The following is a 20,420-nucleotide window of genomic DNA, read 5'->3' as shown; positions in this document are numbered from 1 at the left end:
CGCAGTACAACCTGCAGGATTTTTCGTCGTCGGCAGCAAAGCCGCGATTTTTTCTGTGCCGCGCCATCACCCGACGAAGTCGTCGGGGGAAAACCCCATCGGGGGTCGCTTGACGCTCTTGGTGACGATGTAGGTGAAATAACGTTCGATGCCAGCATCGCTGGTCAGCCAGGCATCGATCAGGCGCTGGTAGGCGTCGATGGAGTCGGCCTCCACCTTGATCAGGTAGTCCACGCCACCGCCCACGGCCACGCACTCGGTGACCTCGGGCGTATCGTGAACCAACGCTTCGAAGCGGGCGAAACTGGCGGCATTATGGGCCTGGAGCTCGATCTGCACCCACACCGGGGTGTGCTTGACCAGCGCAGCGGCATTGATCCTGGCACTGTAGCCCTCGATAATGCCGGCCTTCTCCAGGCGGCGAACCCGCTCCCAGCAGGGGCTGACCGAGAGGTTGATCGCCTCGGCCAGCTTCGACTTGGTGATGCGGCCGTCCTGCGACAGGATCTCGAGAATCTTCAGGTCGTAACGATCGAGCTTCATCGGTGGTGCGTCCCTCTCAGCCCAGGGAGTCGACGATATCGGCGATCACCGCAATGGTATCGCCCATGTTGACCAGCGCGGGGTGACGGCGCGCTGCCAGCACACCGCTACGTCCGGCGCAATACTCGACGGGGGAAGTGCCGCTTCGCGTCAGGTCATAGACGCGGGCAATTACCTCGCCTTTCTCCACGCGCTCGCCCAACGCGAAGCAGAGCTCCAGCAGGCCAGAGTGCTCGCTCTGCACGTAGCAGTTGGCATCGGGCATGTCGAGGTAGACCTGAGGCTCGGCGGGCATCTCTACCGCCCCTTCCAGCAGGCCATAGTGGATCAGCACGTTGCGCACGCCACGCTCGGTGATGGCGAGGCTCTCGGGCGTCGAGGTGCCACCGCCACCCAGTTCGGTGGCCACGAAGATCTTGCCCTGGCTTTCCACCGCGGTGTCGAATAGCGCCGCGGCGTCGAGCTCGAACATCATCATCGCATAGGGGGCGCCGAATGCCTTGGCTCCCTCGAGAGCGCGACGCTGCTGCTCGGCGTTCTCCAGCACGTGGGAGGCGCCGAAGGGGATGATGTCCAGGGTGCGCCCGCCGGAGTGCAGGTCGAGCACCACGTCGCACACCGGCACCATCACCCGGGTGAAGTAGTCGGCGATCTTCTCGGTCACATTGCCGTCCGGATTGCCGGGAAAGCTACGGTTGAGGTTGCCGCCGTCGAGGCCGGAGGTGCGCTTGCCGGCCATCACCGCCGGCTGGTTCATGCACGGCACGATGATCACCCGGCCCCGTACGTCCTCGGCGCGCAGCTCACTGGAAAGTTTCAGCAGTGCGGTGATGCCTTCGTATTCGTCACCGTGATTGCCGCCGGTGAGCAGCGCCGTGGGGCCCTCGCCATTCTTGACCACGGTGACGGGGATCATCACCGCACCCCAGGCCGACTCGTCGGTGGAGATGGGCAGCTTGAGAAAGCCGTGCTGCACGCCGTCGGCGTCGAAGTCGACGGTGGCGGAGATGGGGCTGGGACGCTTGGTCATTGTTTACAACTCCTTGTTCTCGTATGGCACGGGCATGGTGGTCTTGGTGCCACTCGGGGCTGATCTGGCGGCAGATCTGCGAGGGGGCGCTGTGAACCCGTCCCTGGGCGCTACCGACGCCATCCCTGGCGTCGGACCCCCTCTACGATCTGCCCTCAGCGCCCCTCGTTACGTGTCGAAGCAGGTCAAGCTTCCTGCCCTCTCAGCGCACGAAGAGCTGGCGCGGGAAGTCGGCCAGGGTCTCGCAGCCGGTTTCGGTGATCAGAATGCTCTCGGTGATCTCCAGCCCCCAGTCGTCCTCCCACAGTCCGGGCATGAAGTGAAACGTCATGCCGGGCTGCAGGACGGTCTCGTCGGAGGGGCGCAGACTCATGGTGCGCTCGCCCCAGTCCGGCGGGTAGCTAATGCCGATGGGGTAGCCGCAGCGGGCACCGCCACGGTCGAAGCCGTACTTGTCCATGGCCGCGCCCAGCGCCATGGCGATGTCGGCAGTGCGATTGCCGGGCTTGGCCACTTCGAGGCCGTTATCGATGCCCTCGAGCAGCGCCGACTCGGCACGCACGAATTCGGGCGGCGGCTTGCCCAGGTAGACCGTGCGCGACATGGGCGCATGGTAGCGCTTGAAGACGCCGGCGATCTCGAAGAAGGTGCCCTCTCCTCGACGGAAGGGCGTGTCGTCCCAGGTCAGGTGCGGCGCCGCGGCGTCCTTGCCGGTGGGCAGCATGGGCACGATGGCCGGATAGTCGCCGCCGAAGACCCGGCCCGTCGGATCCGTCCAGCCCTCGATGCCCACGCGGTAGATCTCCGAGACCAACTTGCTCTTGGGCAGGCCCGGCTCGATCACTTCGAGGATGCGCGAATGCATGCCTTCGACGATCCTGGCCGCCACGCGCATGTATTCGATCTCCTGGGGCGACTTGATGGCGCGGCACCAGTTGACCAGGGAGTTCGCGTCCATGAAGCGCGCATGGGGTAGCTCGCGCAGCAGGCACTGGTAGGCTTTGGCCGAAAAATAGTAATTGTCCATCTCCAGGCCCACCACCCCTTGATGCCAGCCGCGATCGGGCATGATCGACTGCGCCAGGTAGTCCATGGGGTGCATGTCGGGATTCTGAACGTAGTGGTCCGGGTAGTAGGTGATGTTGTCCGGGTCTATCCAGCAGGTGCGCAGTGCCCCGTTGGCATCCATGCGCCGTCCGTACCACACCGGTTCGCCCTCCAGTCCGACCAGCACGCACTGGTGCACGTAGAAGGACCAGCCATCGTAGCCGGTCAGCCACGCCATGTTGGAGGGGTCGCTGATGACCAGCACGTCGATCCCGCGACTGGCCATCTCGGCGCGCACTTTCCACAAACGGCTGGCGTATTCCTCTCGCGTGAAGGGCAGGTTTACCTGGGTCATGGGGCCACTCGCCAAAGCAACATCAAGAAAATCGGCCCTCTCGACGAGGAGAAGGCCGGGCCAGGGTGACGGTCACTGACGAGATGCCTGAACGGGTCGCGGGCCGAACAGTCGCACCAGGCAGTGGAGAATGCTCCCTTTGAGTGGAGGTTACTGCCAACCCACGGTAGGCGGTCAAGCATTTCGTGACGCCATGTAACGCCTATGCCGGTCATACTTGTTCACGACCCCAGTCCAGCGCCATGATGAGCTCTCTAACGCGAAGGAGACGACATGAAGATCCTGGTCCACATCGACGATGCCGAGCAGTGGCGGAAGGCCCTCGCCGAGCGCCTTCCCGAAGCCGAGGTCTTCACCAGTGCGGCACCCGCCGAGCAGCGCCGCCAGGCCGACTACCTGGCCGTGTGGAAGCCTCCCGAGTGGCTGCTGCGCGAGCCCATTGACCCCAAGGGCATCGTCAACCTGGGCGCCGGCGTCGATGCGCTGCTGAACAATCCCGGGCTGCCCGACGGCGTGCCCATCGTCAAGCTGCGCGACGCCGGCATGGCGGAACTGATCGGCGACTACGTGCGCTACGGCATCCTGCATTTCCAGCGCGACTTCGACCGCTACCGCCGTCAGCAGGCGCGCGCCGAGTGGCGCGAGCTTGCCGTGGTCGACAAGTCGGACTGGCCGGTAGGCGTGCTGGGCTTGGGTGCCATCGGCGCCAAAGTGGCCGCCATGATCGCCGCTGACGGTTTCCCGGTACATGGCTGGAGTCGCTCACCCAAGTCGCTGGAGGGGATCACCTGCCACCATGGCGACGATGGCCTGACGACACTGCTCGGCACGGTGCGCACTTTGGTTTTGCTGCTGCCGGACACCGCGGAAACGCATCACATCGTCAACGCCGAGACGCTGGCTGCGCTGCCCGACGGCGCCTCCCTGATCAACCCGGGCCGCGGCACGCTGATCGACGAGACCGCCCTACTCGATGCTCTGGGCGAGGGCGCGGCGGCAGGGCGACTGCGCGGCACCATTCTCGATGCCTTCCCAGAGGAGCCGCTGCCGGTCAGCAGCCCGCTTTGGTCGCACCCACGGGTATGGGTCACTCCGCACATGGCGGGCCCCACCCCGCTGGGCGAGGCACTGGACCAGGTCGCCGAGGCGCTGCGGGCGCTGGCGGCCGGCGAGCCCATCGACACCGTCGACCCCGAGGCCGGCTACTGATGGGCAACGCTATGGCAGCGAACGGCCGGGCACCGGGCCCGGCCGCTCATGACTGGCTAGCGACGAGAGCTCAAGCCGACGGCAACAGATTCGTCACGCTGCGCCCATAGAGCTCCGTGGCGACTTTGAAGCGCCCGATCAACCCCGACATCTCGCCTGCCTGGCCGTCCAGCGAACGGCTGGCGGCTGCCACCTGTTCGACCAGGGCGGCATTCTCCTGGGTGGTCTGCTCGAGCTGCGAGACCGCCTGGTTGACCTGCTCGATGCCCGCCGACTGCTCCTCGGTGGCGGCCGACATGTCGCTGACCAGATCGGCGACCTGGCGCACCTCGCGTGTGATCTCCGCCAGGGCATCGTGGGTCTGGCTGACCAGATCGTCTCCTTTGGCCACGCGCTGGGCATTGTCGCCGATCAGGTGGCGAATGCGTTCGGCTTCTTCAGCGCTGCGACTGGCGAGTTTGCGCACTTCTCCGGCCACCACGGCGAACCCCCGTCCATGTTCCCCGGCTCGCGCCGCTTCCACGGAAGCGTTGAGCGCCAGCAGATTGGTCTGGAAGGCGATGCCGTCGATCGCTTCGACGATGGCATTGATCTGGCGGTTGGCCTCGTGGATCTCGCGCATGGCCTCGCGCGCCTCGGCCGCCACGTGGCTGGCCCGGTCGGCACGGCTCGCCGTCTGCTCGGTCTTGCCGCGGGCCTCGCGAGCGTTGTCCGCCGACTGACGCACCGTGGAGGTGATCTGCTCCATGCTGGTGGCGGTCTCCACCAGCGACGAGGACTGCTCCTCGGTGCGGCTGGCGAGGTCTTCGTTGCCCTGGGCGATCTCGCCGCTGGCCGAGGTGACGCCGGAGGCGCCTTGCTGAATGCTCGCCACCAGCGCCTCCATGCTCTCGGTCGAGGCATTGAAAGCGGCGTAGAAGCGCGAGAGTTCGTCGGTTCCCGGCACCGGCAGGCGCTGGGTCAGGTCGCCATCGCGCTCGGCAATCTGCTGCAGCGCATGGCGCAGGGGCACCACGATGCTGCGCACCAGCAGCATGGCCAGCACCAGGGCGACTACGACGGCCAGCACGGCGAACACCACGAAGCGCCACAGCTCATTGCGCGCCCCGGCCGCCAGGCTTTCGGCATCGGCCAGCACCCCGCTGGCCATGGCTTCCTCCACGCCCTTGAGACGCTCGATCTTGGCGGTCTGGGCGTCGAACCAGCGTGCCGCATCGATGCCGTAGCCGCCGTTGATGCCCTGGTTGACGGCGATCTGGCGCATCATGGTCAGGCGTCCGGCGTCTTCATGCTCTGCCGTGGCGTTCCGGTAGCGCTCGATCATCGCCGGCGAGGCCAGCATGCGAAAGCTCTCCTCGAAGGCCGACGCCTCGCCGAGCAATTCCATGAAAGCATAGTAGGCTTGCGGTGCCATGCGGTTGGCCGAAAAGGCGCCAGCCAGCATGGCACGTTCGATGCCCGCCGTTTCCTTGAGCTCCTTGAGGGCCGCATAGGCGCCCAGATCGCGTGACAGTTCTCCGGCTTCGACGCGAGCGGTGAGTCGACCGGCCATCTCCAGCAGAGCCCCGTTGAGGCTGCTGTAGTAGTCCAGCGACTCCACCGGCTTGATCTCCTGGGCATCGATCGCCTCACGCATGGAGGGCAGCTCGTCCAGAGCAGCGCCGATCGTTTGGCCGAGTTCTGCGAGCCGGGGATCGCCGTCCGTATCCACCGCCGTCCAGGCCGTCCGGAACGCCTTCAACCGGCCGTCGGCCTGACGGCGCTGCTCGGCGAGGCGCTCGCCGAACGCCTCGCCCTTGCTGCTCAAGTAGCCCGAGGAGAGGCCGCGCTCCACCTGGAGCTCATGCACCAGATCGCCAGCGCGGTTGGAAAAGCGGGTCATCTGCTCGACCTCGGCCATGTCGGCGGCCAACTGCTGGCGCTCGAGTATGCCACTGGTGGCCAACCAAGCGATGACGAGAATGGGAAGTGCCAGCGCAAGCAGGAACTTGCGCGACATGGGAATGCGATGAAGGAAGTGGGTCATGGAGCCTTTACCTGCCGAAGCTGAGTGGTGACAACAATATCGGGTGTCGTGAGTCTGGGTGGATGCGATTGTTGTTGTGCTATCAGCCGGCTGTCTTGCGAGGTAGGAACCGTCTAAGGGCAGCGGTGGCTGCGCTGACGTTAACAATGTCGGCGCGCATGGCCATGGCTTGAACGCCACTGTCATGAAATCGTCAGGAAATTGACGGGCATCATCTTTTCCTGTCCACCCGGTCAATTCTCGTGCTGACCGCCCGATGGGGTTGTGCTCCGGCTACACGAACCGCACATCTACCGATAAGCTGATAGGAAGACACTCATCGCCCAGCACGGAGGTTCGCCATGACACCGCACGTCGACTATGGCCCGCAGGATGCCCTGCTGGTGGTGGACATGCAGAACGACTTCTGCGAGGGCGGCGCCCTGGCCGTGAGCGGCGGCAGCGCGCTGGTGCCCGGCATCAACGCCCAGATCGAGACCGCCCGCCACGGCGACGCCCTGGTGCTCGCTTCGCGCGACTGGCACCCCGTCGATCACGTCAGCTTCACTCACCGCGGCGGCCCCTGGCCGGTGCACTGCGTGCAGGACACCCATGGCGCCGCCTTTCACCCCGACCTCGTGCTGCCCGACGATGCCATCCGCATCAGCAAGGCCACCGCCTTCGACGCCGATGCCTACTCGGCCTTCGACGCGACGGGGTTGGGCGGCTATCTGCGCGACCGCGGCATCCGCCGCGTGGTGGTTTGCGGCCTGGCCATGGACGTCTGCGTGCAGGCCACCGCCAAGGACGCTCTCGAGGAGGGATTCGAGGTCGTGCTGCTCGGCTCGCTGACCGAACCAGTCGATCCCCAGGGACGGGAGCGCTGCCAAGAGGCGCTCGAGCAGGCGGGCGTCGAGGTCCGCGCATGAGTCGGTGCCCGAATTTTTCCGTCGACGACGCTGACCTGACGCTGCTCACCGACCTCTACCAGTTGACCATGCTGCAGGCCTACTGGAAGGAGGGCATGGAGGCGAGCGCCACCTTCAGTCTCTACTTCCGCAAGCTGCCGCCGACGCGGCGCTTCATGCTCGCCTGCGGCCAGCAGTACGCCGCCGAGCTGGCCACCCGACTGCGCTTCACCGATGCCCACCTCGCCAGCCTGGCCGCAACCGGCACCTTCGACGATGCCTTTCTCGACTGGCTGGGCAACTTTCGCTTCTCGGGCGATATCTGGACGCTCCCCGAGGGAACGCCGGTGTTCGAGAACGAGCCCTTCATGGAGGTGGACGCGCCCATCGCCGAGGCACAGCTGCTGGAGAGCCTGGTCATGAACCTGGTGCAGCTGGAGACCGTGCTGGCCTCCAAGGCGGTGCGCATCGTGAGCGCGGCACGCGGTCGGCCGGTGGTCGACTTCGGCCTGCGCCGCATGCACGGCATCGATGCCGCGGTGCGCGGGGTGCGCGCCTACCGCACCGCCGGACTCGCCGGCACCAGCAACGTGCTGGGTGGGCTGCGCCACGACCTGCCGCTGCGCGGCACCATGGCACACAGCTACATTCTCGCCCACGACGACGAACGCGAGGCGTTTCGTGCCTTCGCCCGCCACTACCCCGACACCACTCTGCTGGTGGATACCCACGACACCCTGGCAGGCGTCGACAAGGTGATCGAGCTGATGGCTGAGGACCCTTCGCTTCGCGTCGCCGCCATTCGGCTCGATTCCGGCGATCTCGGCGAACTCGCCCACCGCTCGCGGCAACGGCTCGACGCAGCCGGCCATGCGGACGTGAAGATCATCGCCAGCAGCGGCCTCGACGAACACGAGATCGCCGCCCTGCTGAACGACGACGCACCCATCGATGCCTTCGGCGTGGGCACCGAAATGGGCGTTGCCGCCGACGCCCCGGTGATCGATCTCTCCTACAAACTCGTCGAGTATGCCGGCAAGCCGCGAGTCAAACACTCCACGGGCAAGATCAACCTACCCGGCCGCAAGCAGCTCTATCGGCACCACGACGACGCAGGCCGGATGACCGGGGACGTCATCGCCCGGCGCGACGAAGACATCCAGGGTGCCGAACCGTTGCTGGTGCCAGCGGTCAAGGAGGGGCAGCTGGACACTGCCACCATGGCACTCGCCGACGACGCCCGGGAGCGCGTCGAATGCGCGCTCGACGCCATGCCGGAAACCTTGAAGCGGATCGAGCCGGGCAAAGCCGACTATCCGGTCGAACTCAGCCCGGCGCTCGACCGGCTGCGCTCCCGCACCTGACTGAAGCCAGGCCACGACAGCCGGTCGTCACGGCCGTTCCTCAGCTCAGCAGAGCGTGGAACTGGCGCAGCCACTCGGGATGGGCCGGCCAGGCCGGCGCCGTCACCAAGCGTCCTGAGGTGACGGCCTGGTCGACGGCGATCTCCGCGTAGTCGCCGCCCGCCAGGCGCACTTCGGGGGCACAGGCCGGATAGGCCGAGACACGATGCCCCTCGAGCGAAACCGCTGCCGCGAGAAGTTGAGCACCGTGGCAGATGGCGGCAATCGGCTTGTCCTGTTCGACGAAGTGACGCACCTGCTCGAGCACCCGCTCGTCGAGGCGCAGGTATTCCGGCGCCCGCCCGCCGGGAATCACCAGGGCGTCGTAGTCGGCCAGCTCCACCTCGGCGAAGGTGGCATTGAGGGTGAAGTCGTGCCCCGGCTTCTCGGAGTAGGTCTGGTCGCCCTCGAAGTCGTGGATGGCGGTACGCACCTTGTCGCCTTCGCGCTTGTCGGGGCACACGGCATCCACGCTGTGCCCCATGGCCTGCAGGGCCTGGAAGGGCACCATGATCTCGTAGTCCTCGACATAGTCACCGGCGATGAGCAGTAGTCTAGCCATGGGGATTCTCTCCTTGCGCGAAAGCGCGTCGTGTATGAGACGTCGGTCTGCAACCGCAAGCCTAGCCACGCCACCGAACAAATTCCACGCGGAACGGAACCGTCAACCGCCGAACCGACTCTCACTTCCGACACCCCCGTTCGTCGACGCTGGGAGCCCTCCATGCCATTCGCTCGCCTTCTGGGCCTCCCGCTGGCGGCCCTGCTGCTGTTCGCAGCTTGGCCAGCGGACCTGGCGCTCGCCAGCAGCGAGCCCACGCCCTTTTCCGCCCGCTATCGCCTCCAGGTGAGCGGCTGGCCCGACGTCACCATCGAGCACCGGCTGGCCCAAGAGGGTCACTACTGGCTCAGCGAGATGCAGGCATCCATTGCCATGGCCAGTGGCGAGGAGCGCAGCCGATTCATGGTCGATGACACCGGCGTGCAGTCGCTGCATTACTCCAGCGGCTATTCGCTGCTGGGCATCGGCGACCGCTACTCGCTCGCATCCGACACCCTGCGCGAGCTCCCCGACCGCCAGACGGCGCTCTTCCTTCTCTCGCAGCGAGCCCATGGCGACCAGTGCGCCGCTACCTGCCGGCTCACGTACCAGGACCACCGGGGCGATCGGGAAAGGCTCCGGTTCCGGGTGCTGCCTCGTCAACACCTGAGCGTGCCGGCCGGCGACTTCGAGGCACTGACGATCGAGGCCACCAACCCCGACGAACCCGGCCGACGCCTGATGCTGCGCTTCCATCCGGAGCTGCCGGGCCTGCTGCTGGCTGCCGACTACCATCGCGATGGCGAACGCCGCAGCCGCCTGACACTGACGTCGCTCGAGCACAGCTCGCCTTAACACCACCTCGCCATTGGCCCGCCTCGTCGGTTCGGCTAGAGTGTGGCGGTTCTGGCTGCCCGCCGGCAGCCCGATGACGCTTTGGAGAAGGGAGTCTCGATGCTGAGCGGTCTGCTGCTCGTCCTGTTGCCGTTGCTGGTGGGATATCTGATACCGGTACGTCACGCCGCCGTGATGGACGCCATCAACCGCAGCGTCAACGCCGCCATCTACGTGATCCTGCTGTTGATGGGCGTGGGCCTCGCCGGCCTCGACGACCTGGCCAGCCAGCTCTCGCGCATGGGCAGCCAGGCACTGCTGCTGTTCTTGCTGCTCTCCGCCTGCAACCTGGCGGCATTGGCCTGGCTCGCCCGGCGCCTGCGGATGCGCATCGAACCCGGCCGCTCGGTGGCCGACGCACCGACCAGCAAGCTCGCGGCCCTGACCGGCTCGCTGGCGCTGGTGGGGGTGGTGATCGGCGGCGTGCTGACGGGGCTGGTCGCCAGCGGCCTGAGTGCGAGTGACGGGTTTTTCAGCGGTGCCGAAACGTTGGCCGAAGGGGTGCTCTACCTGCTGCTGGCACTGATCGGCTGCCAGCTGCGCAACTCCGGCATGCCGCTTCGCCAGATTCTGCTCAATCGCCGCGGCCTGGCCATAGCCGCCACCCTGGCAGCCAGTTCGCTGGCGGGCGGGCTGGTTGCCGCGCCACTGCTCTCCCTCGCCTGGAACGAAGGGCTGGCGCTGGCTGCCGGCTTCGGCTGGTACTCGCTTTCCGGCATCCTGATCGGCGACGGGCTGGGCGCCCAGATGGGCGGTGTGGCCTTCTTCAACGACCTGCTACGCGAACTGGCAGCCTTCGTGCTGATTCCCTTGACCATCCGCCGTCACACCCCGCTGGCCATCGGCTACGGCGGCGCCACGGCCATGGATTTCACCCTGCCGGTGATCCAGCAGCACGGCGGCGTGGCTTGCGTACCCGTCGCCGTGGTCTCGGGCTTTCTGCTCTCGCTGCTATCGCCGCCGTTGACTCTGTTCTTCCTGTCGCTGTGAGAAGGGAAGGGCCGGCTTGCACCAAGCTTGCATCTTTGCTGACCATTGGCTGCATCGCCGTCGGCGACACTGTCCCGACCACCTCACCGCCGAGAGCCGCCCATGGCCCCACGCCTGCCCCGCCCTACCGTCTCGCGCCTGGGCATCAAGCTGTTCCTGATCATCCTGCTGGTCAACGTGGTGATCGCCGGCCTGGTGTTCCTATCGGTATCGCGCAGTCTCGACCGCGGCTTCATCGAATACCTGGAAACCACCCAGGCGAACCGCGCCGAGAGGCTCGCCGAAGGGCTGGGCGAGGAGTGGGCGCGACGCGGCGGCTGGCAGTGGCTGCGCAACTCACCGCCGGCATGGCATCGTCTGGTGCGTCAGCAACTGTGGCCCGGTGAACGTCGCCCGCCCCACGGCATCGAACGGCGCCTGGGCGATGCCCGCGACTTCGTGCTCCACGATGCCGAGGGTCTACCAGTGATCGGGCTGCCACCCGACGAGCGCGAGCATGGCGATGCGCCCGACCTCGAGTGGTTGCCCATCGTCCACGATGGCGAGCGGGTCGGCACGCTGGGCTACCGCCCGCCTCGCCAGTTGCTGGCGCGGATGGAGCATGTCTTCCTGGGGCGTCAGCAGCGCAACCTCGGCATCGTCGTCGCTGCCCTGGGGCTGGCTTCGCTGCTACTGGCCGGCGGCCTGGCCTGGTGGCTGGGGCGCCGCACCCACGGCATGGCCCTCGCCACGCAGCGCCTCACCGAAGGCGACTACAGCACGCGTCTGCCTGAACGCGGGCGCGACGAGCTCGCCCGACTCGCCCACGATTTCAACGTGTTGGCCGCCACCCTCGAGGCGAGCCGCGAGGCACGCAGCCGCTGGGTTTCCGACATCGCCCATGAACTGCGTACGCCGCTCTCCGTGCTGCGCGGCGAAATCGAAGCGATGCAGGACGGCATTCGTACGCTCGATGCCAACGGCCTGCACTCGCTGGGCCAGGAGGTAGGTCAGCTCGAGCGTCTGGTGGCCGACCTGCGCCTGCTCTCGCAGAGCGATGCCGGCGCCCTCGAAGTTCAGTTGGCGCCCTTGAACCTTACCGACAGCCTGACGAGCCGACTGGATGAGGCGCGTGGCTGGCTGGCCGACAGCGGCCTTACCCTCACCACCGACATCCCCGGCCCGGCGTGGATTCGCGGTGACGCTCGACGCCTGCGCCAGCTGTGGACCAACCTGCTCGACAACAGTTGCGCCTATACCCACTCGCCGGGGCGGCTGGAGGTGCGCCTCGAGGGCCTGGCGGACCGGGTACGTGTCGTCTGGGAAGACAGCGCTCCCGGGGTGCCCGAGGCGTCACTGCCCAAGCTCACCGAACGTCTCTACCGCGTGGAGGACTCGCGCAGTCGCGCCAGTGGCGGCAGCGGCCTGGGGCTTTCCATCGCCGGCGCCTTGATCAAGGCCCACGGCGGCACTTTGACGCCCTCGAATTCGCCGCTGGGTGGGCTACGCTGGACCCTGGAATTCCCGCGGCTCGACGCCGCCGGCTGACAAGGAAGAACGCCATGCAAGACGTTGCCCCTCGCCACGACCGCGTGCTCATCGTCGAAGACGAACCCAAGATCGCCCGGCTGGTTGCCGACTACCTGGAAGGCAGCGGCTACCCCAGCGAGCACCTGGATCACGGCGACGCCGTACTGCCCTGGCTGCACCAGCAGGCCACTGCCGATGACCTGCCCGCCCTGGTGCTGCTCGACCTGATGCTGCCGGGCAGCGACGGCCTGACGTTATGCCGCGAGATCCGCCAGCGCTGGCCGAGCATCGCCATCATCATGCTCACCGCCCGCGTCGAGGAGGTCGACCGCCTGCTCGGCCTGGAGCTGGGCGCCGACGACTACATCTGCAAGCCGTTCAGCCCCCGCGAGGTGGTGGCCCGGATCCGCGCCGTTCTGCGCCGCAGCCACGCCAGCGCGGAACCCGCCAGCACCGACGGGCTGGAACTCGACGACGCCGGCTGGCGGGCGCTGGCCGACGGTCGGGATCTGGGGCTGACCGCCGTGGAGTTCCAACTGCTCAAGGTGATGATGCACTCGCCGGGGCGCATCTTTTCCCGCGAGCAGTTGATGGATCACATGTACCGCGACCATCGCATCGTTTCCGAGCGCACCGTGGACAGCCATGTCAAGAAGCTGCGGCGCAAGATCGCCGAGGCGTGGCCGGAACGCGAAGTGATCCGCTCGGTCTACGGCGTCGGCTACAAGTACCAGCCCGATGAATGAGAAGGCGTCGAGCGTCGTCACCGGCGCTTGCCGATGAGCATGCACCACCTTTGCACACTCCCTGCATGGGCGTTGCACAACGCGGCGAGAGACTGAGAACGTCAACCCAACCGCCAGGAGATACGACATGACTCTCTCTTCACTTTCGCGCCGCCTGCTGATGCCCTCCCTGCTCGCTGTGGCGATCGCCCCGCTGGCCCTTTCCGCCCACGCCTTCCCGGGCAAGGGCGGTGAGTGGTCCGAACAGCGTCAGGAACAGTTCGAAGAGCGTCGCCAGGCACTGTTCGAGCGCGCCGGAATCGACGCGGCCACCCGCGAAGCCCTGACCGAAGCCCGCGAGACGCATCGCCAGGCCATGCGCGACCTTCGCGAGCAGCACCAGGAACGTCTCGACGAGATCCTCAGCGACGAGCAGCGTGACGCCTTGCAGGATGCGCGCCGCGAAATGCGCGACGAGTGGCGCAGCGAGCGCCGCGAAACCATGCAGCAGCGCCTGACCGAACGGGTCGACGGCTGGGGGCTCAGCGACGCCGAACGCGACCAACTCACCGAGCTTCGCGAATCGCTCTACGCCGATATGCAGGACCTGCGCGATCAGGAGTTCGACTCCCGCGAGGAACGCCGTGAGGCCTGGCAGGCACTGCGCGAAGACCACCGTGCCGCCCTGGGCGAATTGCTCTCCGACGAGCAGATCGCCGAGATGCAAGCGACCATGGCTCCCCGCGGCAAGCTGGGCTACGGCAAGCACCATTACGGTAAATGCGGCGACGGCAACAAACGCTGAACCTGCCCTGCCATGACGACAGCGCCCGGTCGGGCGCTGTCTGGCGGATTCCGCGGGTGGTCACCGTACGGCAACGTTCGCCTCGATGACGCATTCTCCACGGCTCAATGGCCGCCCTATCGTTCGGGGGCGGCCGTTGAGGGTCAGTTGCGCGGGTCGTCCGCCGGATCGAGATACTCGATGCCCCAGGGCCCGGTGCCGTGAAGCTGGATGACGGTCTCGCCCTCGGCGTAGCCGAACATGGGGTCGCCCGGCGCCATGATGGCGAAATCGTGTTCTTCCAGGGCCTGGGCGACGCCCGCCTCGTACTCCTCGCCGTGGGCGAAGTGCAGCGTGCCGGAAAGCACCGTGACGCGCTCGTAGGCGGGATGGATATGCGGGCGGATCTCGTAGCCGTCTGCCAGGCGCAGGCGGATGGTGAAGGGCTCGGCTTCGCTCATGGGCCCTTCGATGACGGCGATCTCCGCGCCCTCGCCCATGGAGCCCACCGGCCCCCACTCCAGTTCGTCGGCGCTGCCGATCAAGTGGCCATCGCCGCGGTAGGGCTCCGCCTGCAGGGTGCCCACCGTCAGCGTCAGGCCCAGCAGCAAAGCTGTGGCCAGGATGTTGTGCTTGTTCATGACGCTCCTCCCTCTATCGGTCGTGCTGTCGTCGGTAACACGGCTCGTCGGCCGTGTTCGCCCATGACGCAGGCAAGCCGACCCGTGTTCCCGTTTTTTCTGGGAACCGGATAGGAGTCGGCCGCGTCCTCGATAGCAACCGCTTGCTCATGATCGCCGGACGGCCCATTCTCGAAGGAGCTTCTCATGCCCCTTGCCCAGTCACTTCCCCTGTCCCCGCCTTCGCAGCATAAGAGCCGCGTCGCGGAGACGAAGAGGCCAGTCATGAGCGATTGCCCCTCCGATCGGCGTCAGTGGTTCGAGGCACGCCTGGAACCGCTGCTGGACCGGCTCTACGGCACTGCCCTGCGCCTCACCCGCCACCCCGATGACGCCGAGGACATCGTCGCCGAAGCGGTGGCCAAGGCGTGGCAGCGGCTCGATGAGCTGCGCGATCCGGCTCGCTTCGACGCCTGGCTGTTCCATATCCTCTCCAATACCTTCATCAGCGAGTGGCGCCGCCGTCGGTGCCGGCCCCAGCCCGCCAACGATCCCGACGCCGTGGAGCGCCTGGAGGAGAGCGACTTCACCCTCTTCCAGCAGCTGCATCAGCCCTTCCTGCTATGGTGGGGCAACCTCGAGGAGCAGTTCTTCAACCGGCTGCTGCAGAGAGATCTGGAGCGTGCCGTGGATTCTCTTCCCGACGCTTTCCGGGTGGTGATTGTGCTGGTCGAAGTGCAAGGCTATACGTATGAGGAAGTTTCCCGGCTGCTGGGAGTCCCGCTGGGCACGGTGCGCTCGCGCCTGAGCCGGGCGCGCGGCCAGCTGCAGAAGCGGCTATGGCGACAGGCCAGGGAAGCGGGTATCACACTGCCAGGACACGGAGGTACGTCGCCATGATTCCCCGAGAGCTGAGCTGCGAGGACGTGATCGAACGGCTCTTCGACTACCTCGACCGTGAACTGGACGCCCAGCAGGCCGAGGATATCGAGCATCACCTGGCCCGGTGCCGCGACTGCTTCACGCGCGCCGAATTCGAAAAACGACTGCGGGAGAGGGTCGCGGCATCGGGCACGGTGTCGGCGCCGCCACGACTGCGCCGTCGAGTCCGGCGGCTTCTCGACCGTTTCGACAAGGGCGGTAGCGACGAACTCCACTGACCGCCAAGGAGCGCCCTCATGGTGGCCATTCTCGGTTATTCCCGCGAGCAGATCGTCGCCGCGGTACAGGCCATGTACACCGACGTGGCGGAAAGGCCCAGCGCCCCCTTCCACTTTCCCGTCGGCGGCGAGACCTGCCATCAGCTCGGCTACCCCGCGGCTCTGACGCAGGGCCTGCCTCCGGCACTGCTGGACTCTTTCGCGGGGGTCGGCTACCCCTTCCGAACCGGGGCCATCGAGCCGGGCGACCGGGTCCTCGACCTGGGTGCCGGCGCCGGCGTCGACTCGCTGATCGCCAGCCGCCTGGTCGGTCCCGAAGGACGGGTCATCGCCCTAGACCTTACCGCCGCCATGACCCGCAAGCTCAAGAGAACCGCTGAAGCGCAGGGCATCGCCAACCTCGACGTCATCCAGGCCTCGGCGGAGCGGCTACCGCTACCCGATGCCAGTCTCGACGACATTACCAGCAACGGTGCGCTCAACCTGGTTCCGGACAAGCGCCTCGCCATCGCCGAGATGTTCCGAGTGCTGCGGCCCGGCGGCCGGGTGCAGCTCGCCGACGTGGTGATCCACCGCCCGGTCAGCGTGGACTGCCACGAGGACCCGCGCCTCTGGGTGGAGTGCGTGGTAGGTGCCACGGTGAAGGAGGACCTGCTGGCGCTGTTCGCCGAGGCGGGCTTCGAGCAGATCGATCCGGTAGGCAGTCACGACTATTTTGCCTTGAGTCCTAGCGCCCAGACCCGCGAGATCGCCGCCGGCTTCGGCGCCCACACCCTCGAAATCGGCATGCGCCGCGCCGCCAAGGCGCCCTCCCCGTTCAGTCACTGGCGCCAGCGGCTCGACCCGCGTCGCGCCTGGCGCCAGCTCACGCGCCGCGGCCTGCTCGGCGTGGCGGCACTGGGGCTGGCGCTGACGAGCTGCTACGGCACCCTGGCGCTGGTCGGCCTGCTGCCGCTGCTGGGTATCGGCATGGCCCTCGACGAAGGCGCTTGGGCTACCGCCATCGCTGCCTTCGTGCTGCTCACGCTCGCCGTGCAGGTGGCTGGCTTCCGCCGCCACCGCGCCACCGGACCACCCCTGGTGGCCGCGGCAGGCGCCGCCACGGTGCTCTATGCGCTCTTCGTCGACTATCACGCCCTGACAGAGCTGGCCGGATTCGTGGTGCTGGCCGGTGGTGTACTGTGGAACCTACGACGCCGACGCCGAGAGGAAGCGCGGCTGCTGGGGGTCGCCTGAGCCCGCTCAGCCGCAAGCGGCCTCATCGCGGCGAACGAAGCGTGCCAGTTGGGTCGGCTGGCCCAGCTCCGAATGCCACTCACCGATGCCGGACACGGTAACGCGGTAGCCGTTGCGCTTCGCCACGCCCTGGACCCAGTGGCGAAAGCGTGCCCGGTCCCATTCGAACTGGTGGTCAGGATCGCGAAACTCGCCCGGTGCCATGTCGAACAGCGGGTTGTACTCGTGGTTGGGCGTGGTCATGACCAGCAGGCGGGGGCGCAGCTCGGCGAAGACCACCTTCTCGACCCGCGACAGGGAAGCTGGCGGCACATGCTCGATGGTTTCGACCATCGCGGCGGCATCGAAACCGGCCAGCCGGGGCTGGGATTCGGCATAGGAGCCACACACCAGCTCCACGCGCCCCTGCTGAGCCACTCCCGAGGGCTCGAGTCGCAGCTTGGCCTGGGCCAGCAGCTCACCGGACTGCTCCAGTCCCACCAGGGTCTCGAACTGGGGCTCGCGTAGCAGGTAGTGCAACAGCCCCCCAGTACCACAGCCCAGGTCGAGAACGCCGCAGGCACCGCTCGCCTTGAGCAGCGACGACACCTCATGCAGCCGCTGCTGATGTAGGTCGGGAGCCTCCCGGTGCATCGCACACTGTCCTTCTCATCGAATGGGGGCCACGATGATGCCGCAAAAGCTGGCGCAGGTGTAGATGAAAGACGGGGCGCGACTCTCGTCGCGCCCCGCGTTTCAACAAACGCTCCCGGTTCAGCCCATCATGTCCAGCACGATCCGTCCTTCGATCTTGCCGTCGATCATGCGCTGGAAAACGTCGTTGATGTTTTCCAGCTTCTCGGTGGCAATGGTGGCCTCGACCTTGCCTTCACCGGCGAAATCCAGCGCCTCCTGCAGATCCTGGCGAGTGCCGACGATGGAGCCGCGAACGGTGATGCCGTTGAGCACCGTATCGAAGATCGGCAACGGAAAGTCGCCGGGCGGCAAGCCGTTGAGCACCAGGGTTCCGCCGCGACGCAGCATGCGCTGGGCCTGATCGAAAGCCTTGGGCGACACGGCGGTGACCAGCGCGCCATGGGCACCGCCGATCTCGCGTTTGAGGGTCTCGGCCGGGTCGGCCTTCAAGGCATTGACGACGACGGTGGCTCCCAGGCGCTCGGCCAGCGCCAGTTTGCCGTCGTCGATATCCACCGCGGCCACGTTGAAGCCCATGGCCTTGGCATATTGCACCGCCATGTGGCCGAGACCGCCGATGCCCGAGATCACCACCCACTGGCCGGGGCGGGCATCGGTCATCTTGAGCCCCTTGTAGACCGTCACGCCGGCACACAGCACCGGCGCGATCTCCAGGAAGTCGACGTTGTCGGGCAGCCGCCCCACGTAGCCGGCATCGGCCAGGGTGTAGTCGGCGAAACCGCCGTTCACGGAGTAGCCGGTATTCTGCTGCGACTCGCACAGCGTTTCCCAGCCGCCCAGACAGTGCTCGCAGTGGCCGCAGGCGGAGTAGAGCCAGGGTACGCCGACACGGTCGCCCTCCTTGACATGCTTGACGCCCTCGCCCACCGCCACGATATGTCCGACCCCCTCGTGGCCGGGAATGAAGGGCGGGCTGGGCTTGACCGGCCAGTCGCCATGGGCGGCATGCAGGTCCGTGTGGCAGACCCCGGAGGCCGCGACCTGGACCAGGATTTCACCCTGCTGCGGCCGCGGGGTCGCGACCTCCTCGATCGCCAGCGGTTCGCCGAACTGGCGTACCACGGCGGCTTTCATCGTCTTGTCCATATTGCATCTCCTCGGTTGGCGGGCAGTCGTATGCGCCCGCGTGCCCTCAGGCTCGCCGGGGTAGTGATGGAGCGGTGACTCCGCTCTTCGTGAAAGCAGGAACGCCGTTCGGGGCACGGCCCCGAACGGCCGAGGCTCAGAAGAAGCCCATCGGGTTGGTGTCGTAGCTCACCAGCAGGTTCTTGGTCTGCTGATAGTGCTCGAGCGCCACCTTGTGGGTCTCGCGGCCGACGCCGGACTTCTTGTAGCCGCCGAAGGCGGCATGCGCCGGATACTGGTGGTAGCAGTTGGTCCACACCCGGCCGGCCTGGATGCCACGGCCCATGCGGAAGGCGACGTTGATGTCGCGACTCCAGACACCGGCGCCGAGACCGAACTCGGTGTCGTTGGCGATGGCCAGCGCCTCGGCTTCGTCCTTGAAGGTGGTCACTGCCACCACCGGGCCGAAGATCTCTTCCTGGAAGACGCGCATCTGATTGTTGCCCTTGAGCAGGGTCGGCTCGATGTAGTAGCCCTTGTCATAGGCCGGATCGAAGCTCGCCTTGTCGCCGCCGGTGAGGAACTCGGCACCTTCCTCCCTGGCGATCTCCATGTAGGACATGATCTTGTCGAACTGCTCCTGGGAGGCCTGGGCGCCCACCTGGACATCGGTGTCCAGCGGGTTGCCGCGCTTGATCTGCCCCACTTTCTCCATGACCTTGGCCATGAAGGCGTCGTACATGGATTCTTGGATCAATGCCCGAGACGGGCAGGTGCACACCTCGCCCTGGTTGAAGAAGGCCAGCACCAGACCTTCGGCCGCCTTGTCGATGAACGCCGGTTCGGCATTCATGATGTCGGCGAAATAGATGTTGGGCGACTTGCCGCCCAGCTCCACGGTGGACGGGATGATGTTATCGGCAGCGCATTTGAGGATGTGGGCGCCCACTGGGGTGGAACCGGTGAAGGCGATCTTGGCGATGCGCTGGCTGGTGGCCAGCGCCTGGCCGGCCTCGGCACCATAGCCGTTGACCACGTTGACCACCCCTGGGGGCAGCAAGTCGCCGACCAGTTTCATCAGCTCCAGGATCGAGGCTGGGGTCTGCTCGGCGGGCTTGAGCACCACGCAGTTGCCGGCGGCCAACGCCGGGGCGAGCTTCCAGGTGGCCATCAGCAGCGGGAAGTTCCAGGGAATGATCTGCCCCACCACGCCCAGCGGTTCGTGGAAGTGATAGGCCACGGTGTTGGCGTCGATGTCGGCCGCCGTGCCCTCCTGGGCGCGGATGCAGCCGGCGAAGTAGCGGAAGTGGTCCACGGCGAGCGGGAGGTCGGCGTTGAGCGTCTCGCGCACCGCCTTGCCGTTGTCCCAGGTTTCGGCCACGGCGAGCATTTCCAGGTTCTGCTCGATGCGCTCGGCGATCTTGAGCAGGATGTTCGAGCGTTCGGCGGCCGAGGTCTTGCCCCAGGCCGGGGCGGCGGCGTGGGCGGCATCGAGTGCCTTGTCGATGTCCTCCGCGGTGGAGCGCGGAATCTGACAGAACACTTCGCCGTTGACCGGACTGACGTTGTCGAAATACTGGCCCTTGACCGGCGCGACGAACTCACCGCCGATGTAGTTGCCGTAACGTTCATCGAAGCGCGCAACGGCACCGGACTGGCCGGGGTTGGCATAGATCATGGCGTGTCTCCAGCTGTTGTGG

At 66.6% G+C, this 20,420-nt stretch carries 20 protein-coding genes; 11 read left to right on the top strand and 9 right to left on the bottom strand.

From position 1 onward, the window contains the following. Positions 1–66: 66 nt before the first annotated feature. The 3 genes from GFD32_RS00825 to doeA all read right to left on the bottom strand — a co-directional run bounded on the left by GFD32_RS00825 (position 67) and on the right by doeA (position 2,975). Positions 67–543 (bottom strand): Lrp/AsnC family transcriptional regulator, encoded by a 477-nt coding sequence (locus tag GFD32_RS00825; protein ID WP_163574349.1) that lies wholly within the window; start codon positions 541–543, stop codon positions 67–69. Between the two features lie 16 nt (positions 544–559). After that, complete coding sequence (gene doeB / locus GFD32_RS00820) at positions 560–1,573, bottom strand: N(2)-acetyl-L-2,4-diaminobutanoate deacetylase DoeB (protein WP_163574347.1); 1,014 nt, start codon at positions 1,571–1,573, stop codon at positions 560–562. Between the two features lie 202 nt (positions 1,574–1,775). Then, complete coding sequence (doeA, locus tag GFD32_RS00815) at positions 1,776–2,975, bottom strand: ectoine hydrolase DoeA (protein ID WP_163574345.1); 1,200 nt, start codon at positions 2,973–2,975, stop codon at positions 1,776–1,778. Between the two features lie 273 nt (positions 2,976–3,248). On the opposite strand from doeA, the gene GFD32_RS00810 reads away from it, so the two are divergent. Further along, positions 3,249–4,184: a 2-hydroxyacid dehydrogenase gene (locus GFD32_RS00810; protein ID WP_163574344.1), complete on the top strand. Its 936-nt coding sequence runs from the start codon at positions 3,249–3,251 to the stop codon at positions 4,182–4,184. 70 nt (positions 4,185–4,254) lie between these two features. Here GFD32_RS00810 and GFD32_RS00805 read toward each other — a convergent pair whose 3' ends face one another. After that, positions 4,255–6,210, bottom strand: coding sequence for a methyl-accepting chemotaxis protein (locus GFD32_RS00805; RefSeq protein WP_163574342.1), 1,956 nt, complete (start codon positions 6,208–6,210; stop codon positions 4,255–4,257). A 341-nt stretch (positions 6,211–6,551) separates the two neighbouring features. Between GFD32_RS00805 and GFD32_RS00800 the strand changes: the two genes are divergently transcribed. Together GFD32_RS00800 and GFD32_RS00795 are read left to right on the top strand one after the other, a co-directional pair. Next, positions 6,552–7,118, top strand: a complete 567-nt coding sequence (locus tag GFD32_RS00800; RefSeq protein WP_163574340.1) for a nicotinamidase — start codon at positions 6,552–6,554, stop codon at positions 7,116–7,118. Beyond that, positions 7,115–8,461, top strand: coding sequence for a nicotinate phosphoribosyltransferase (locus GFD32_RS00795; RefSeq protein WP_163574338.1), 1,347 nt, complete (start codon positions 7,115–7,117; stop codon positions 8,459–8,461). Before GFD32_RS00800 ends, GFD32_RS00795 begins: the two co-directional genes overlap by 4 nt. Positions 8,462–8,501: 40 nt before the next feature. On the opposite strand, the gene GFD32_RS00790 is transcribed toward GFD32_RS00795, so the two are convergent. Next, on the bottom strand, positions 8,502–9,062 hold the full coding sequence (locus GFD32_RS00790; protein ID WP_163574336.1) for a DJ-1/PfpI family protein: 561 nt from the start codon (positions 9,060–9,062) through the stop codon (positions 8,502–8,504). Positions 9,063–9,224: 162 nt separating this feature from the next. Here GFD32_RS00790 and GFD32_RS00785 point away from each other — a divergent pair, with 162 nt between their 5' ends. The 5 genes from GFD32_RS00785 to GFD32_RS00765 all read left to right on the top strand — a co-directional run bounded on the left by GFD32_RS00785 (position 9,225) and on the right by GFD32_RS00765 (position 13,964). Continuing rightward, positions 9,225–9,896 carry a hypothetical protein gene (locus GFD32_RS00785; protein WP_163574334.1) on the top strand — a complete coding sequence of 224 codons (672 nt, stop codon included), beginning with the start codon at positions 9,225–9,227 and terminating at the stop codon, positions 9,894–9,896. A 99-nt stretch (positions 9,897–9,995) separates the two neighbouring features. Further along, positions 9,996–10,925, top strand: a complete 930-nt coding sequence (locus tag GFD32_RS00780; RefSeq protein WP_163574332.1) for a lysine exporter LysO family protein — start codon at positions 9,996–9,998, stop codon at positions 10,923–10,925. A 102-nt stretch (positions 10,926–11,027) separates the two neighbouring features. Then, entirely contained in the window at positions 11,028–12,452 is a 1,425-nt protein-coding gene (locus tag GFD32_RS00775) for an ATP-binding protein (protein WP_163574330.1), read from the top strand. 14 nt (positions 12,453–12,466) lie between these two features. After that, a complete protein-coding gene (locus GFD32_RS00770; protein ID WP_163574328.1) occupies positions 12,467–13,180 on the top strand; it encodes a response regulator in 714 nt (237 codons plus the stop codon). Between the two features lie 127 nt (positions 13,181–13,307). Then, a complete protein-coding gene (locus GFD32_RS00765; protein WP_163574326.1) occupies positions 13,308–13,964 on the top strand; it encodes a hypothetical protein in 657 nt (218 codons plus the stop codon). Between the two features lie 143 nt (positions 13,965–14,107). Here the strand turns inward: GFD32_RS00765 and GFD32_RS00760 are convergent, their stop codons facing one another. Then, positions 14,108–14,584 (bottom strand): cupin domain-containing protein, encoded by a 477-nt coding sequence (locus GFD32_RS00760; protein ID WP_163574324.1) that lies wholly within the window; start codon positions 14,582–14,584, stop codon positions 14,108–14,110. A gap of 264 nt (positions 14,585–14,848) precedes the next feature. Between GFD32_RS00760 and GFD32_RS00755 the strand changes: the two genes are divergently transcribed. From GFD32_RS00755 to GFD32_RS00745, 3 genes are read left to right on the top strand one after another with little or no spacing between them, the layout of a single operon-like run. Further along, positions 14,849–15,463 (top strand): sigma-70 family RNA polymerase sigma factor, encoded by a 615-nt coding sequence (locus GFD32_RS00755; protein WP_163574322.1) that lies wholly within the window; start codon positions 14,849–14,851, stop codon positions 15,461–15,463. After that, positions 15,460–15,723, top strand: a complete 264-nt coding sequence (locus tag GFD32_RS00750) for an anti-sigma factor family protein (RefSeq protein ID WP_163574320.1) — start codon at positions 15,460–15,462, stop codon at positions 15,721–15,723. Before GFD32_RS00755 ends, GFD32_RS00750 begins: the two co-directional genes overlap by 4 nt. 18 nt (positions 15,724–15,741) lie before the next feature. Next, positions 15,742–16,959: a MerC family mercury resistance protein gene (locus tag GFD32_RS00745; protein WP_163574318.1), complete on the top strand. Its 1,218-nt coding sequence runs from the start codon at positions 15,742–15,744 to the stop codon at positions 16,957–16,959. Between the two features lie 6 nt (positions 16,960–16,965). On the opposite strand, the gene GFD32_RS00740 is transcribed toward GFD32_RS00745, so the two are convergent. From GFD32_RS00740 to exaC, 3 genes are all read right to left on the bottom strand, one after another. After that, positions 16,966–17,592 carry a methyltransferase domain-containing protein gene (locus GFD32_RS00740; protein ID WP_163574316.1) on the bottom strand — a complete coding sequence of 209 codons (627 nt, stop codon included), beginning with the start codon at positions 17,590–17,592 and terminating at the stop codon, positions 16,966–16,968. 120 nt (positions 17,593–17,712) lie between these two features. After that, on the bottom strand, positions 17,713–18,741 hold the full coding sequence (gene adhP / locus GFD32_RS00735; RefSeq protein WP_176761506.1) for an alcohol dehydrogenase AdhP: 1,029 nt from the start codon (positions 18,739–18,741) through the stop codon (positions 17,713–17,715). A 136-nt stretch (positions 18,742–18,877) separates the two neighbouring features. After that, a complete protein-coding gene (exaC, locus tag GFD32_RS00730) occupies positions 18,878–20,398 on the bottom strand; it encodes an acetaldehyde dehydrogenase ExaC (RefSeq protein ID WP_163574314.1) in 1,521 nt (506 codons plus the stop codon). Positions 20,399–20,420 lie beyond the last annotated feature (22 nt).

Source organism: Halomonas faecis (assembly GCF_010993975.1).
Taxonomy (GTDB): domain Bacteria; phylum Pseudomonadota; class Gammaproteobacteria; order Pseudomonadales; family Halomonadaceae; genus Halomonas; species Halomonas faecis.
Note: the sequence above shows the minus strand (reverse complement) of the source record. Positions and strands in the feature narration are given on the sequence as shown.

What these genes read in the sequence shown, in the direction of transcription:
- doeB (WP_163574347.1), bottom strand. Translation starts at nt 1,573, where the DNA reads ATGACCAAGCGTCCCAGCCCCATCTCCGCCACCGTCGACTTCGACGCC.
- GFD32_RS00810 (WP_163574344.1), top strand. Translation starts at nt 3,249, where the DNA reads ATGAAGATCCTGGTCCACATCGACGATGCCGAGCAGTGGCGGAAGGCC.
- GFD32_RS00770 (WP_163574328.1), top strand. Translation starts at nt 12,467, where the DNA reads ATGCAAGACGTTGCCCCTCGCCACGACCGCGTGCTCATCGTCGAAGAC.
- GFD32_RS00775 (WP_163574330.1), top strand. Translation starts at nt 11,028, where the DNA reads ATGGCCCCACGCCTGCCCCGCCCTACCGTCTCGCGCCTGGGCATCAAG.
- GFD32_RS00785 (WP_163574334.1), top strand. Translation starts at nt 9,225, where the DNA reads ATGCCATTCGCTCGCCTTCTGGGCCTCCCGCTGGCGGCCCTGCTGCTG.
- GFD32_RS00795 (WP_163574338.1), top strand. Translation starts at nt 7,115, where the DNA reads ATGAGTCGGTGCCCGAATTTTTCCGTCGACGACGCTGACCTGACGCTG.
- GFD32_RS00790 (WP_163574336.1), bottom strand. Translation starts at nt 9,062, where the DNA reads ATGGCTAGACTACTGCTCATCGCCGGTGACTATGTCGAGGACTACGAG.
- GFD32_RS00805 (WP_163574342.1), bottom strand. Translation starts at nt 6,210, where the DNA reads ATGACCCACTTCCTTCATCGCATTCCCATGTCGCGCAAGTTCCTGCTT.
- GFD32_RS00760 (WP_163574324.1), bottom strand. Translation starts at nt 14,584, where the DNA reads ATGAACAAGCACAACATCCTGGCCACAGCTTTGCTGCTGGGCCTGACG.
- GFD32_RS00765 (WP_163574326.1), top strand. Translation starts at nt 13,308, where the DNA reads ATGACTCTCTCTTCACTTTCGCGCCGCCTGCTGATGCCCTCCCTGCTC.
- GFD32_RS00800 (WP_163574340.1), top strand. Translation starts at nt 6,552, where the DNA reads ATGACACCGCACGTCGACTATGGCCCGCAGGATGCCCTGCTGGTGGTG.
- doeA (WP_163574345.1), bottom strand. Translation starts at nt 2,975, where the DNA reads ATGACCCAGGTAAACCTGCCCTTCACGCGAGAGGAATACGCCAGCCGT.
- GFD32_RS00780 (WP_163574332.1), top strand. Translation starts at nt 9,996, where the DNA reads ATGCTGAGCGGTCTGCTGCTCGTCCTGTTGCCGTTGCTGGTGGGATAT.
- GFD32_RS00745 (WP_163574318.1), top strand. Translation starts at nt 15,742, where the DNA reads ATGGTGGCCATTCTCGGTTATTCCCGCGAGCAGATCGTCGCCGCGGTA.
- GFD32_RS00755 (WP_163574322.1), top strand. Translation starts at nt 14,849, where the DNA reads ATGAGCGATTGCCCCTCCGATCGGCGTCAGTGGTTCGAGGCACGCCTG.
- GFD32_RS00740 (WP_163574316.1), bottom strand. Translation starts at nt 17,592, where the DNA reads ATGCACCGGGAGGCTCCCGACCTACATCAGCAGCGGCTGCATGAGGTG.
- exaC (WP_163574314.1), bottom strand. Translation starts at nt 20,398, where the DNA reads ATGATCTATGCCAACCCCGGCCAGTCCGGTGCCGTTGCGCGCTTCGAT.
- adhP (WP_176761506.1), bottom strand. Translation starts at nt 18,741, where the DNA reads ATGGACAAGACGATGAAAGCCGCCGTGGTACGCCAGTTCGGCGAACCG.
- GFD32_RS00750 (WP_163574320.1), top strand. Translation starts at nt 15,460, where the DNA reads ATGATTCCCCGAGAGCTGAGCTGCGAGGACGTGATCGAACGGCTCTTC.
- GFD32_RS00825 (WP_163574349.1), bottom strand. Translation starts at nt 543, where the DNA reads ATGAAGCTCGATCGTTACGACCTGAAGATTCTCGAGATCCTGTCGCAG.